This is a genomic window from Sphingopyxis sp. H053 (assembly GCF_001468225.1).
Taxonomy (GTDB): domain Bacteria; phylum Pseudomonadota; class Alphaproteobacteria; order Sphingomonadales; family Sphingomonadaceae; genus Sphingopyxis.
The window spans coordinates 23203-36878 of sequence record NZ_LNRU01000007.1 but is presented as its reverse complement, the minus strand read 5'-3'; the positions used below and the strand labels follow the sequence as shown (position 1 = coordinate 36878).

The 13676-nt window shown below is 64.2% G+C and carries 11 protein-coding genes; 3 read left to right on the top strand and 8 right to left on the bottom strand.

The window, feature by feature from the left end:
• Positions 1 to 322 precede the first annotated feature (322 nt).
• The gene (locus ATE70_RS14670; RefSeq protein ID WP_197411466.1) at positions 323 to 817 is read left to right on the top strand and encodes a PilZ domain-containing protein; all 495 of its coding nucleotides are present in this window, start codon (positions 323 to 325) and stop codon (positions 815 to 817) included.
• Between the two features lie 46 nt (positions 818 to 863).
• Here ATE70_RS14670 and ATE70_RS25770 read toward each other — a convergent pair whose 3' ends face one another.
• The 3 genes from ATE70_RS25770 to ATE70_RS14655 form a co-directional block, all read right to left on the bottom strand.
• Positions 864 to 1718 carry a (R)-mandelonitrile lyase gene (locus ATE70_RS25770; protein ID WP_058799814.1) on the bottom strand — a complete coding sequence of 285 codons (855 nt, stop codon included), beginning with the start codon at positions 1716 to 1718 and terminating at the stop codon, positions 864 to 866.
• Positions 1719 to 1766: 48 nt separating this feature from the next.
• A complete protein-coding gene (locus ATE70_RS14660; RefSeq protein WP_058538649.1) occupies positions 1767 to 2774 on the bottom strand; it encodes an alpha/beta hydrolase in 1008 nt (335 codons plus the stop codon).
• A gap of 112 nt (positions 2775 to 2886) precedes the next feature.
• Positions 2887 to 3966 (bottom strand): alpha/beta hydrolase, encoded by a 1080-nt coding sequence (locus tag ATE70_RS14655; protein ID WP_082639556.1) that lies wholly within the window; start codon positions 3964 to 3966, stop codon positions 2887 to 2889.
• Positions 3967 to 4076: 110 nt separating this feature from the next.
• Between ATE70_RS14655 and ATE70_RS14650 the strand changes: the two genes are divergently transcribed.
• Entirely contained in the window at positions 4077 to 4973 is an 897-nt protein-coding gene (locus ATE70_RS14650; RefSeq protein ID WP_058538648.1) for a LysR family transcriptional regulator, read from the top strand.
• A 212-nt stretch (positions 4974 to 5185) separates the two neighbouring features.
• Positions 5186 to 5986: a histidine utilization repressor gene (gene hutC, locus ATE70_RS14645; RefSeq protein WP_058538647.1), complete on the top strand. Its 801-nt coding sequence runs from the start codon at positions 5186 to 5188 to the stop codon at positions 5984 to 5986.
• Between the two features lie 11 nt (positions 5987 to 5997).
• Here the strand turns inward: hutC and ATE70_RS14640 are convergent, their stop codons facing one another.
• The 5 genes from ATE70_RS14640 to ATE70_RS14620 form a co-directional block, all read right to left on the bottom strand.
• The gene (locus tag ATE70_RS14640) at positions 5998 to 6732 is read right to left on the bottom strand and encodes a PepSY domain-containing protein (RefSeq protein WP_058538646.1); all 735 of its coding nucleotides are present in this window, start codon (positions 6730 to 6732) and stop codon (positions 5998 to 6000) included.
• Positions 6729 to 7433 (bottom strand): PepSY domain-containing protein, encoded by a 705-nt coding sequence (locus ATE70_RS14635; protein ID WP_058538645.1) that lies wholly within the window; start codon positions 7431 to 7433, stop codon positions 6729 to 6731. Before ATE70_RS14635 ends, ATE70_RS14640 begins: the two co-directional genes overlap by 4 nt.
• A gap of 10 nt (positions 7434 to 7443) precedes the next feature.
• Entirely contained in the window at positions 7444 to 10146 is a 2703-nt protein-coding gene (locus ATE70_RS14630) for a TonB-dependent receptor domain-containing protein (protein ID WP_058538644.1), read from the bottom strand.
• A 519-nt stretch (positions 10147 to 10665) separates the two neighbouring features.
• Positions 10666 to 11829 (bottom strand): copper resistance protein B, encoded by a 1164-nt coding sequence (locus ATE70_RS14625; protein ID WP_058538643.1) that lies wholly within the window; start codon positions 11827 to 11829, stop codon positions 10666 to 10668.
• Positions 11826 to 13622: a copper resistance system multicopper oxidase gene (locus ATE70_RS14620; protein ID WP_058538642.1), complete on the bottom strand. Its 1797-nt coding sequence runs from the start codon at positions 13620 to 13622 to the stop codon at positions 11826 to 11828. Before ATE70_RS14620 ends, ATE70_RS14625 begins: the two co-directional genes overlap by 4 nt.
• Positions 13623 to 13676: the final 54 nt, after the last annotated feature.

The following is a 13676-nucleotide window of genomic DNA, read 5'->3' as shown; positions in this document are numbered from 1 at the left end:
TTTGGCTGAACGGCCGATCATTCTTCCGCGGTCTGGAGAATAAAATACAACGTATATTCAATGCGATAATCCGGCCGCCTTTTCAGGATCGCCCGCCGCGAAAGGCGTGCCGCCGTCCCAATTAGAACCACAAATTAACACGGCTCGTCGCATCCAAGGCGCCGTCGAGGCGGCGAATCGCCCCCGCGCTCCGCGCGGCGTTAAGTGGGTCCGACCCGATCTTAGCGAGGCCAGTTGCGCTCGACTGGCGCACCCGAGAACCGCGGCGAAAATGCAATATTAAGGGTTGCCGGGCGATAAGGGATCACCAAAGGAGACGTTGGTGAGATCCTTGCTGGCGCATATCGCGAACCCCATCGAAACGACCGATCGCAGGCGAACGAGCCGCCGCACGCTCCGGCTCGATGTCGCGGCGCGCACGGCCACGGCCGAATCCGCGGTGATCATCCGCAACCTGTCGCGGACCGGCCTGCTGATCGAAACCGGAGCGGGCTTTTCCATCGGCGAAACCTTCCTGCTGGTCTTGCCGGAACTCGGCGCCGCCCCCGCGCGCGTCGTTCGCCACGACGGCAGGCTCTTCGGCTGTGAGTTTCTGACGCCCGTCCCCGCGAGCGCGATCAGCGCGGCGCTGCTCAAAGCAGCCCCCGACGAGGAAGCGGACGATATGGCCGATGCGGCGAGCGCGAGCGATGCCAAAGAACTTTATGCGCGGCGGCCGTCGAGCGCGATCCTGTTCACGGCGCTGACCGCTTTGTTCACGGCCGTGGCTCTTCTCTTCGTCTTTGCCCTCGTGTCGCTGAACTTCTCGGCGGGCTGAGCGCCGGGCAGCTGCTCGACGCGCGCAAGTCAATCTGGCGGACGGATCAGCGATCCGACCCTCGATATTGCGCATTGTCCACCTGTTCCATCCACGTCACCGATTGCCCGTCCTGTGCCTCGGCGATCGCCACATGAACCATGCTGTCAGTTGCGCTTGCACCATGCCAATGCTTGACGCCCGGCGGGATCCAGACGAGGTCGCCAATGCCGATCGGCTGCACGGGGCCGCCCCAATGCTGGACCAGCCCGCGGCCCTCGGTCACAATCAGCGTTTGACCGAGCGGGTGACTGTGCCAGGCGGTCCGGGCTCCCGGCTCGAAGGTCACGATGCCGCCGCCGGTGCGCGCGGGAAGCGGGCGCTGGAAGCGCATGTCGACCCGGACGGCGCCGGTAAAATTGGCGGCGGCGCCGGCTACCGACGGCTGCGAGCCAGCCTTGGTCACGACGACGGCGTCATTCGTGGCTGACGGGGGCTTTCCTTTCTGCGCATCATTCTCGGCGAAGACCTCGCGTGCGACGCCAACCGCGGCGATTGCGTTGGGCCAGCCCGAATAGAAGGCAAGCTGCGTGATCGTCTCGACCAGTTCCGCTTCGGCGACCCCGTTCTGGCGCGCGAGCCGCATATGCGAACGAAGCTGTTCGGGGCGGTTGAGCGCGATCAGCGCCGCGACGGTGATCAGGCTGCGGTCGCGCTTCGCCAGGCCGGACCGCTCCCACACATCGCCGAAGAGGACATCGTCGGTGAGTTCGGCGAGCTTGGGCGCGATGTCACCCATGAGCTGCTGGGCACGCGATTGTCCGGTTTCCATCGAAGAAGCCTCCTGTGACTGCGCCTGAGCGGGAACGATAGCCATGCCGAGCAATAGCCCCGCCAACGATGCGATTTTAACGATGTTCATGATCAATTCCTTGGAGTGGCGGGCGAGGCAGACCGGCGGACTGCCGGCCTACAGCGTCCGCGCGAAGAATGACGACAGCTTGCCCATCGCGGCGTCGACATATTCGGGAACCCAATAGGTCTCGATGTGCGTGGCGCCTTCGATCGTGAACAACGCCTTGTCGCTCGCCCCTCTGGCCTTCGAGAAGGCCTCCTCGGTCATGTAGAGGCTGTCGGCCTTGCTGCCCGCAATCATCAGCAACGGCTGGTCGATCAGGTCGATCTGATCGGTGGCATCCCAGCGCATCAGGTCGAGCAGGCCGCTCATCGTATATTTGAAGGTCGAATTCGGGTGCACGTGGGTCCGCCAGTAATATTCGTAACCCTGTCGGTACATTTCGAACGGCAGCGCCGCGATCTGTGCGTCGGTCATGTCGGCATCGCCGGCATAAAGGATTTCTCCCCCCGCCATCTCCTGGGCACGCGCGGCCGAAGCCCGCCGCAACCGCTCCTGGGTCGTATCGAGCTGCGAGTCCGCAAAGCCGTTGCGGCGCACCCGGCCAGAGTTGAACATGCTCAGCGTCGCGACCGATTTGAAGCGCTTGTCGGTTTTTGCCGCGGACAGCGAGTATCCGCCGCCACCGCAAATGCCGAACAGGCCCAGCCGCGCGGCATCGACGCCCGGGTAATGCGTGATGAAATCCGCCATGCCGTGGATGTCCTCGATGCGGTATTGGGGCTTGTCGACGCTCCGCGGCTGGCCACCACTTCCGCCCTGGTAAGCGGCATCCGCGGTGATCGCGACATAGCCCTGTTCGGCGAGACGCTGCGCATACAGACCCGCGACCTGTTCCTTCACCCCGCCGTTCGGATGCGCGAGAATGATGGCAGGATAAGCCTTTGCCGGATCATAGTTTGCCGGCGTGTAGACGTTCGCGACGATGTCGAGACCGTTCAGCCTGTATTGGACCGGGTGGATATTGACCTTACCCGCCACGTTCTGCGTGATCGCGCCGCGATAGACGAGTCCCAGCGGGTTCCGGTTGGTGTTGGCGGTCGAAGGGGTGGCACTGGCCATTGCGGTCGCTCCTGACATTGCGCCCGAGAATAGGAGCGCGGATGCGCCGAGGAACGCGCGCCTCTGGGTGTCGATGGGTCGGTCGGTCATTCGAAATCCAATCCTGATGCGCTCAATCCAGCTTCTTCTCGGCAAGGAACTGCGAGACCTGCTCCGCGATCTCGACATTGTTGAGGTCCGACATCAGGAAATGCGTGTTGCCGCGAATGCCGATCTCCGGGAGATGCACCAGCCGCGCGTCGCCGCCGCGCTTGTTGATGGCGTCGACCCAGAGCCGGGCCATCGCGAGCCGCACCCGCCAATTGTCCTGTCCGCGCTCGGCGGTCGGCTCGACCGGGAAATTGTCGCCATAATAGATGATGATCGGAATGCGCGTGAGCTTCTCGAAATCCGCCAGCGGCACCGCCTCGGGCGACAGGGTGCCGGCGGCGCTCGGCATTGCCGGGGGTAGTTCGCCTTGTGGAAAGATGAAGCCGCTGCCCGGCTCGAACGCGACGATCGCCTTGACGTTCGGGTTTCGGATCGCGGTCAGCCAGCCAGGACCACCGCCTTGCGAGTGGGTGAAAAGGATGCCCGGCCCGGTCCGGTCGAACAGTGCCGACATCGCATCCGCGATGACCCCGGCATCATAAGGACCGGTGTTCGGCGTCACCGAGCGGAAGAACTGGTCGAGCGTCTCGGGCTTGCGATCGAACTGCACGCCTTCGAAATAGTTTGGCCATTTACCGATCCGGAACTGATCGAAGAAAAGCTGATCGTTGGGCGCCGGCTCGATCGTCGCCGCGACGCTGCTGTTACCGGCGCGGCCGCGGCGCGGCTGATCGACCAGATAGACCGGGAAACGGCGGCGAAGGAACAGCGTCTGAAAGCCTTCGCGGCCGTCGGGCGCCGTCTCCCAGCTGCGCGCTGACTGGAAGGCACCGTGCAGCATGACGATCGGTAGCGCCCTGGAGTTCTGCGGCGCCTGGTAAAAGGCATAGAGATGATCGGCGTGCAGCGTCTGTCCCGCGGCGGTGGGTTTGTTATTGTCGTATGCGCCGGGGGTGGCCGTCACCGTGCCGCCGACCGCGAAACTGCCTTGATCCGCGATGATCAACGGATCGGCCTGCGCCGCGTGACTCATTGCGGCGGGGGCCGCGGCGATGCAGCAACAGATCCAAAGCGGCATGACATATCTCTTCCGGCGGCTCATCGGACGCTCCTTGGCGAAGGGGGAGCCACCTTTTACCGCAAAGCCCCTCGTGCAATTAGCCGCGCAATGTGAGATGAACTTGTGAATAATATTCAGCAATGGAGAGGCGCGTGCCGCGGCAGAATCTGGCAGATCTCGAAGCCTTTGCGGTGGTCGCGCAGGAAGGGAGCTTCACGCGCGCGGCGGCGCGCCTTCGCGTCTCGCCCTCGGCGCTCAGCCACCGGATGCGCAAGCTGGAGGCCCGGCTCGGTCTCCGGCTTCTCGCCCGGACCACGCGCCGCGTCGCGACGACCGAGGCCGGGGAGCGGCTGCTCGATGCGCTGCGCCCGGCCATCGAAACGATCGACCGGCAGCTTGCCGAGCTCAGCGAGCTGCGTGAGCGCCCCTCGGGAAACATTCGCATCACCGCCTCGGACCATGCGACACGGACCTTGCTCTGGCCGGCGATCGACGGCTTTCTCAGGCGTTATCCGGATATCAAGGTCGAGATCAACGCCGAGTCCGGGCTCACCGACATTGTCGCCGAACGCTATGACGCGGGCGTCCGGCTTGGCGAACAGGTCGCCAAGGACATGATCGCGGTACGGATAGGGCCGCCGCTGCGCATGGTGGCGGTCGCGGCGCCCACCTATCTGGAAGTCCATGGAATCCCGCAGACCCCGCACGATCTTACACAGCACAAGTGCATCAACCTGCGCATGTGGAGTTCGGGCGGCCTTTATGCCTGGGAGTTTGAGAAGGATGGGCAAGCCGTCAATGTTCGCGTCGAGGGACAGGTCATATTGAACAGCGGCCATTTGATCCTCGAGGCTGCACTAGCGGGGCATGGCATCGGCTTCCTTATGGACGATTATGTCGTCCAAGGCGTCGAGACGGGCCAGCTGCTGTACATACTTGAAGACTGGTGCCCGCCATTCGACGGCTACCATCTCTATTATCCGAGCCGCCGGCAACCGACGCCGGCGTTCAATCTGCTCGTAGAAGCGCTACGTTATCGGCCGACGTGAGCGGCCCATATTGTTGCTCTTTGTCCACGGCGTGGCTCCAACGCGCCCTCCGAAGCCGGCGCGCATCGCCGAAAGCAGCTCTTCGGTCCGAAGGCCAGGTCCGGTGCAGCCCCGAACGTCATGGCCAGATCACCGGGATCCTGCCGGGCGTCTGAGAGCGCCCTGCAACAGCGTGCTTGGCTTCTGCCGACCGCAACCTGTATAGACGGGCTATGGATTTTACCACTCGCACGCCCGGACGCGGATCAAAGCTTTCGACTGGATCCGCGGCCGCCCGGCCCCGCGGCTCCGACGAAGAAAATGACCGGTCTCCGCCTCGTTACGCCGCCATCAAGCAGAGCATTTGCGATGCCGTTCGCGACGGGCATCTGAAGCCGGGAGACCGGGTGCCGTCGGAAGCCGAGCTGGTCCAACAGTTCGACGTGTCGCGCATGACCGCCAATCGGGCCCTACGCGAGCTACAGGCCGCGGGCGTTCTCGTGCGCCGCGCGGGCAGCGGATCGTTCATCGCCGAGCCCAAGCCGATCGGCCAGATGATCGAAATCCGCAATATCGCCGAAGAAATCCGGGAGCGCGGGCATATCTATCGGGCGCGCGTCGTGCAGAATGACGAGATACGCGCCAATGCCGACATGGCGGCGCTGCTCGAGGTTCCGATCGGGACCAGGCTGTTCCACTCGATCATCGTGCATCATGAAGCCGAGTTCCCGATCCAGCTCGAAGAGCGTTTCGTGCTCGCGTCGGCCGCCCCCGACTATGGCAAGATCGACTTCACGCAGATGACGCCGAACGAATATCTGACAAGGACGGCGCCGCTCGAGCGCGTCGAGCATCGGGTTCGCGCCGAGATGCCCGACGCGCGCACCCACAGCATGCTGGGGCTCTCGGACGGCGAACCCGTGCTGCGGATGACGCGCCGGACATGGAGTCATTCGCGCCTCGTCAGCCACGCCTGGCTGACGCATCCCGGATCGCGCTTCGAGCTGTCGGCCGCCTTCTCGATCGACGACTGACCGCGGGCAGGTCAGGCCCCGCTGCGGGTGACGACGGGTTTGCGGCGTCGGCGCAGCCAGCGAAAGTCGGCGCGGCTGAAACTCTTGAACAGCAGGTAGAAGCCGGTGCCCGAGAGCCATAACGCGCCGAAGGCGACGAAGATGATCAGCGGGTGGTTGAAGCTCTTCCGGTTCACATAGTCCATATTGTGGAGCATCCAGAAGAAATCCCAGGTCCGCCATGTGTCGCCGCGGATGACAAGAAAGCGCGCGGTGTCGAGCGAGACATAGGCGCTGCTATTCTCGGCATCGGCGAAGTCGACCCGCCACATCGCGCCTTCATGATCGCGCGATTCGAGGTTGGGCTTCGCGAGCACGCTCACCTTACGGATCGGCGCCTCGTTCATCATCGATGCGATGTCGCGCGCCATCTGCTCGTCGACATGGACCGTCTCGCCGCTCGTCGCATCGACGAGGCGCGTGCCCTTGGTCGTGCGAAGTTCATAGATCGGGCGCGCGCCGAGATCGCGCAGAACGATCCCGGTGACGGGTTCGTGGCGCGGCAGCGCCGCAACGTCGAAATATTCGCCGGCCGGCAGCGGGTGCGCGTGCGACATGCCGCCGCCGTGCCCGCCGACCTTGTCCTTGTCGAGCAGCGCCATCACCGAGCCGCTCAGGGCCCAGAGCAGGAATTGAAGCCCGAGGATCAGGCCGACCCATTTGTGGATGCGCCGGAAAAATAGCGGCGTCAGGCGTATCTTCTTCATGCCTTCTTCCCTTTGCGGCGCTTGAAAGACCAGATCAGCAGCCAGGCCCCCGTGAGCGCCATGGCAAAGGCGCTCCATGTCGCGACGCGAAGCAGCGGATTGTTGACGTCGGTCCGCTCGTCATAATCCATGATATGCAACATCCAGGCGAAGTCGAAGACGCGCCAGAGTGCGTGGCGCCGCGAAATCAGCTCGCCCGTCTGCGGCGAGAGGTAGAGCGTCGGGCGGTTCCAGCCCTCGAACTCGACCTGCCAATAGGGCGGCTCCCGCGACTGCATTTCCTGCGGCGCCTTGGTCAGCAGGCGTACCGACAAGATCTTGCCGTCGCCGGTGTAGATGCGCCGCGCCTGCGCGCGGACCTGGGACTCGGTAAGCGCAGGCAGCGGCGCACCCGAGCGGGCATCGAACAGCCGCGCCCCCTCGGGAGTTTCTGCGCGCCAGACGGGGCGATCGAAGAACCGCTGCAAGCGAACCTCGGACGCACCGGGCGCGGCCGCAACGATCCGCGACGGCGGCGCCAGGCCCGCCAAGTCGAATGATTGGGTCATCGGCGCGCGCACGAGATGGTCGCCATGGATGGTGTCGATATGCACGACCACCATGTAGAAGCCGGTCAGCGTCCAGAGCAGAGCCTGGACGCCGACCACCAGGGCCAGCCATTTGTGCGTTCGCCGGACGAGCAGAGGCCAACGGATCGCCATGTCGATACCCTCAGAAAGCCGTCCGGAAGCCGACGTAGAAACGCCGTCCGAGCAGGTCATAGGTCATCGTGTCGGTGTTCGCATCGGTGAAGCTCTGGATATAGGGCGCCTTGCGATCGAAAAGATTGTCGACGCCGACCTGGAAGCGGGTCTTCTCGTCGATTTCGAAAGCGACCTGGAGATTGTGGTAGAAGACATTGGGCGTGCTGTAGCCGATTTCGCCGGGTGCCGCATTGAAGTCGGTCGCCTTGCCGACCCACTGCGTCGACCAGGTCGCGCTGACACCATCCTTTTCAGCGGTCAGCACGCCATAGCCGCGCCATTTCGGATAACCACCATTGCCGCCGCCGATAAAGCCGTCGAAGTCGATCGGCGCGCCGCCCGGAAAGGGCAGGACGACATATTTGTTGAGATACGTCAGGTTGACGTCGAGCGAGATATTCACGCTGCCGATGCCGCCCGCATATACGAGGCCGAGATCGAGCCCGTTCATCTCCTCGCGGCCGGTATTGATCGGCTGGGCGGAGAGGAATGTCACTTCGCCGGTCAGCGGGCTGCGCGTGAAATCATCGCAGAAGGGATGCGACAGGTTCGTACTCGCGTAGCAGATGGCGAGCTTAGTCGAGCCCGGAATCGCGCGGATCGCGTCCTTGATCTTGATGTCGAACCAGTCGGCGGTGAGCGACAGGCCCGGGATCAGCCCCTTAGGCGAAACGACCGTCCCGACCGTCCAGGTGGTCGAACTTTCGGGTTTCAGATTCTCGTTGCCGCCGACGGTGGTGAGGATCGTCGTGCCGAGCTGGACATAGTTTGCCGGCACGCCCGACGCCTGACAATTGGCGATCAGCCCGGCATTGCCGCTGGTCGAATAGCGCGAGCAGGGATCGGTCGTCGTCAGATTGCCTTCGGACACGCCGCCGAACAATTCGGGGACGTTCGGAATGCGAAAACCGGTGCCATAGGTACCGCGCAGGCGGAAGCTGTCGTTGATGACCCAGTCGAGGCTGCCCTTGTAGTTCCAGTCGCTGCCAAACAGATCATAGTTCGAATAGCGGACCGCGCCGCCCGCCGTCAGCGCCTGAAAGAAGGGCGTATCGGCAAGGATCGGCACCGACAGCTCGAGATAAGCTTCCTTGGCGGTGCTGGTTCCCGAAATCGGGCTCTGCTGGTTGGTGTTGGCGATACCGAGCACGGTCAGCGGATCGGGATCGCGCCAGCCCTTTTCCTTGCGATAGACCACACCTGCCGCGAAGGAGACGGGTCCCGCGGGCAGCTTGAACAGGTCGCCGTTGATATCGGCAGTGACCGTCGCGAGCTCATTGCCGCCGCGGTCGCGCGAGGTGAAGAGAATATAGTCGAGAACCTCCGGCGTCAGGTCGCCGAAACCGAGATAGTCGGCGCACGGGATCGTCGCACCGGCGGCGAGGCTGCACTTGGTCGTGTCGATCGTGTTGCGGACACGCTCGAGATTGGCGATGTTCGTCGAACCGTCGACCGCGGTGTTGCGACCGAACGCGCCGGCGATTTCCCATCCCCAATTGTTCGAGAGCTTGCCGCGGAGGCCAAAGGTGCCCTGCCAGGTGTCGGTTTCCTGAAAAAACTGGCGCGGGCCGGGCTCGGCGAGGCGGCGCTGGATGAGGACGATATTCTGCCCCGTCGGATTGGTGGGATTGCTCGCCGCGATCGAAAGATTTCGCAGCGTTCCGGGCGTCGCGATCTGGTTCGATTTGCGGAAGGTATAAAGGAATTCGCCGAACGCCTCGATATCGTCGGTCAACTCATAGTCGGCGAAGAAGGCCGTGCTGACGCGCTCGACGGGGCTCACCGCGTTGAGGAACGGGTTGGAATTGAAATTATGCTTCGCCGCGCTGTATGGCTCGAAGAAATTGCCGTTGCCGCCCAGCACCTGATTGAAGTTGATCTGCTGCCCGTTCGGCAGCACCGCGCGGCCGCCGATCGTCGAGGCGCTGTTGACGCAGCTCAGCATGCCGGGCGTGGTTTCCGCCAGCGAGCAGGGCGCGCGGCTCGCCATGTTGACCGCCTTGGTCTTCTGATAGGTGACTGCCGCCATGAAGCCGCCGCGATCATTGCGGACGCCCCAGAGGAGGTCGGCGGTAAAGTCCGACCCGTCGCCCTTTTCGGTGATACCCTGACGCACGCTGAGGCCAAGACCTTCATAGTCGGTGCGGGTCACGAGGTTGACGACGCCCGCCATCGCGTCGGCGCCGTAGATCGCCGAGGCGCCGTCCTTGAGCACATCGGTGCGTGCGAGCGCCGCGACGGGAATCATGTTGAGGTCGGGCGAGGAGTTCGCCCCGGTGCCGCCCGCGACGAGGCGGCGGCCGTTGAGCAGGACGAGGGTGCGCTTGATGCCGAGACCGCGCAGGTTCACCTGCGCCGTGCCATATCCATTGTTCGCCCAATAGGCCGAGGTCTGGTTGCCCGCGAAGCCGGCGTTGGCGGGCAAGCGCTGCAGCACCGTCTCGATATTGACGACACCGGTATTTTCGATCTGCTCGGCAGATACCACGGTCGCCGGTCCGACCCCGGCGAGATCCTGGCGGCGAATGCGCGACCCGGTCACAACGATATCGCTGCCGCTCGTCGCGCCTTCAGCGCCCGTCTCGGGTGCCGACTCGGCCTGCGCGAATGCTGGCGCGGAAATGCCCGCACAAGCCGCTGCGCCGGCGAGCAAAACTGTCCTGATCTTCATCGCGAAACCCCCTTCTGGTTGCGTTACCCACCTCAGAGAGCATCAAATGTATATACAGGTCAACAAAAAATTACGTTGAAGATCAATATCTTAGATACGCATCGGCAGCGCACAGCCGGTCGATATAATACGCATCCGAAGCATCTACCCCTCACGCCGAATGACATTTTTTTGAATGCGGACGGCAATGCGTGCCGGGTGTCGGCCAGGCCGCAAAAACCAAAGACGGACCCTCGCCGCCGAAGGCCGCCACGTCGGAGGCGTTCCTGCTCCCATCGGGCATTTCCATCCCCGGCGAATCGTGCGGGATGCCGGAACCGCGAGTCCCTTCATCGCTTTGGTCGTTCGCGAAGGAGCGGCGGCGCGAGATTCCGTTGCCTTCGGCCGGGCCGGGCCTGCGCCCGGGTCGGGCGATGATCACCAGCTAGATGGCGGCGTCGCCTGCCAAAGCCTGGAGCGCAAGGCGGCGATAGGAGTGCATCACGATGTGCCTCCTCCCGATGCGCCGCCCGCCGCAGCTCAAAACCAGGCGCGTATCCCCATGACGAAGCTGACCCCGCTCGGATCCTCGCCCGCCGCGCGGGCAAAGCGCGCGGTATCGCCCACCTTGCGCGCCCATTCGACACCGACATAGGGCGCGAACTCCCTGACGATTTCGTAGCGCAGGCGAAGCCCGAGCTCGACGTCGGACAACCCCGAGCCAACGCCGATCTCGGGCACGTCCTGCAGCGCAAAATTGATCTCGGTCATCGGCTGGAGGATCAGCCTCTGGGTGATCCGCTGATCATAATAGCCGCCCAGCCGGGCGTGCAGATCGCCCTTGTTCGACAGGAAGAACGCGCCCTCGACCTCGAACCAATAGGGCGCGAGCCCTTCGAAACCGACCGTGGCATAGGTGCGGTCGGGGCTCTGTCCGAAATCCTGCCTGATGCCCGCCTGCGCGTTGAAATAGGGTCCGATCGCGCGGCTGTAGAGAACCTGGGTCTCGACGGTTTCAATGCCCTCGCCGAAGACGGTCTCGCCTTCACTTTTGAGCGTGAACCGGTTGATGTCGCCGCCATACCAGGCTTCGCCTTCCCAGCGCAGACCGTCGCGGCCCTTGCGCGCCTGATATTCGGCAAGGTTGAGGCTAATGAAGCCGATGGTCTGTCCGCCATTTTCCATCATCATCTCGTGGCGCGAATGTTCCATTTCAGCGCTCGGATAGACGCGGTCGGCATACCAGTCGGACGGCGGCGCGGGCGCGGTGGCGTCGCCGGGGGGTAAATCGGTGCCGCTGGCGCCGCTCTTGGCTTCCATCGTGCCCGCGGCCTTCGGCGTGCAATGGCCCATGCTCGCATGCTCGGGCGGGCAGTCGGGATCGGACGGCGACATCGCGCCATGGTCCATCGCGTCCATTGAGCGTCCGCCGTTGTTCATGGGCCCGGGCTTGAGCGTGCAATGGCTCATCGCCGCATGTTCGGGCGCGCAGTCCGGGGCTTCGACCGGGGGGCCCATATCCTGCATGGTACCATGATCCATCGGCTCAGCCGGCGCGTCGCCGGTGGTCGCGGGGGCGGGCGCAGGCTTGGGTTCCGGCGTCGGCGCCGTTCCGTGCATCGAATGATCCATCGACTGGGCCGCCGCGGGGGCGGCGAAGGCAAACGGCGCGATGCCGCAAAGAAGGGCAGCGACACGGGTCATTTCGCGTCTCCCTTCGGGCGGACGCTGACGACGCGCATCATCCCCGCGTGCATGTGATAGAGAAGGTGACAGTGGAATGCCCAGTCGCCGAGCGCGTCGGCGGTGAAATCGAAGCTCGCGGTGCCGCCCGGCTGGACGAGCACCGTATGCTTGCGCGGCGAGCGATCGCCCTTGCCCGTGACCAGTTCGAAGAAGTGGCCGTGCAGGTGGATCGGATGGCTCATCATCGAATCGTTGATGAGGTTGATCCGGACCCGCTCGCCCTCGATGAAGGGGATCGGTTCGTGATAGTCCGACATCTTCACGCCGTCGAACGACCACATGAAGCGTTCCATGTTGCCGGTGAGGTGGATGTCGAGCGAGCGCGAGGCGGCGCGCACGTCGGGATTGCGTTCGAGCGCGACAAGGTCGTGATAGGTCAGCACTTTGTGCCCGACATCCTCGAGCCCCTGCCCCGGCTCGCCCATGCGGTCGGTGGGCATCGGCGAGATCGTCTGGACGCTCGGGTCGCGCTTGACCTGCGGCGCGACGCTGAAGTCGCGCATGCTGTGCTGCATGGCCGCGCCGCCAGCTGCCCCGCCCGCCGCGCCGTGGGCGCTATGATCCTCGGCGGGCGCAGGCGTGCAATGGCCCATCGCGGCATGTTCGGGCGCGCACGCCGCGTCGCCGCCGCCCGCCGCCATCGCGCCCATCCCCATATCCTTCATCGTCGCCAGAGGGCGTTCGCGGAGCGGCGGCACCTCGGCCGCCATGCCGGCGCGCGGCGCGAGCGTCGCGCGACCCATGCCCGAACGGTCGTTCGCCTCGGCCACCAGCGTATAGGCGCGGTCCTCGACCGGCGTGACGATGACGTCATAGGTTTCGGCAACCGCGATCTGGAATTCGTCGATCTCGGTCGGCACGACGTTGAGCCCGTCGGCCTGGACGACGGTCATCCTGAGACCCGGGATGCGGACATTGAAGATCGTCATCGCTGAGGCGTTGACGATCCGCAGCCGCACACGCTCGCCGGGGTGGAACAGCGCGGTCCAATTGTCGCGCGGGCCATGCCCGTTGACGAGGAAGCTATAGGTCGATCCGCTGACGTCCGCGACATCGGTCGGATCCATCCGCATCGCGCCCCACTCGACACGTTCCTTCAGCGACTGGTCCTTGCCGGCGAGCAGCCCGGACAGCGTCTGGCGCTGCATGTTGAAATGGCCCGGGTTGACCTTGAGCTTTCGGAAGATCGCCTCGGGCGACAATTGGCTATGATCCGAGAGGACGACGACATGCTCGCGATCATAACCGATCGGATCGGCGCCGGCGGGATCGATGACGATCGGGCCGTAATGACCAAGCTGTTCCTGAAGCCCCGAATGGCTGTGATACCAATAGGTCCCCGACTGGACGACGGGAAACTCGTAGACGAAGCGCGATCGCGGCTTGATCCCGGGGAAGCTGACGCCGGGCACGCCGTCCATATGGAACGGCAGGATCAGCCCGTGCCAATGGATCGAGCTGTCCTCATCGAGGTCGTTGATGACGGTGAGCCGGGCCGTCTGGCCTTCCTTCAGGCGCACGAGCGGCGCGGGCACGGTGCCGTTGATCCCGATCGCGCGGCTGAGCTTGCCGTCGACCCGCATCGTCTGGCGCGCGATGCGCAGGGTGATGTCATTGCCCGATACCGTCGGCAGCGGCGCGACGATGCCGGGCGACACCGACTGCGCCCAAGCCGGAAACCAGGGGGCAAGCGCGGCGACGGTCCCGCCGCCCAATGCTCCCGTCACGAAACGACGCCTGTCTATCTGCATAAAATTCCCGGATATTGCCTTGTCTCAATGTTCATACGCGGCGCGCCAACTTGC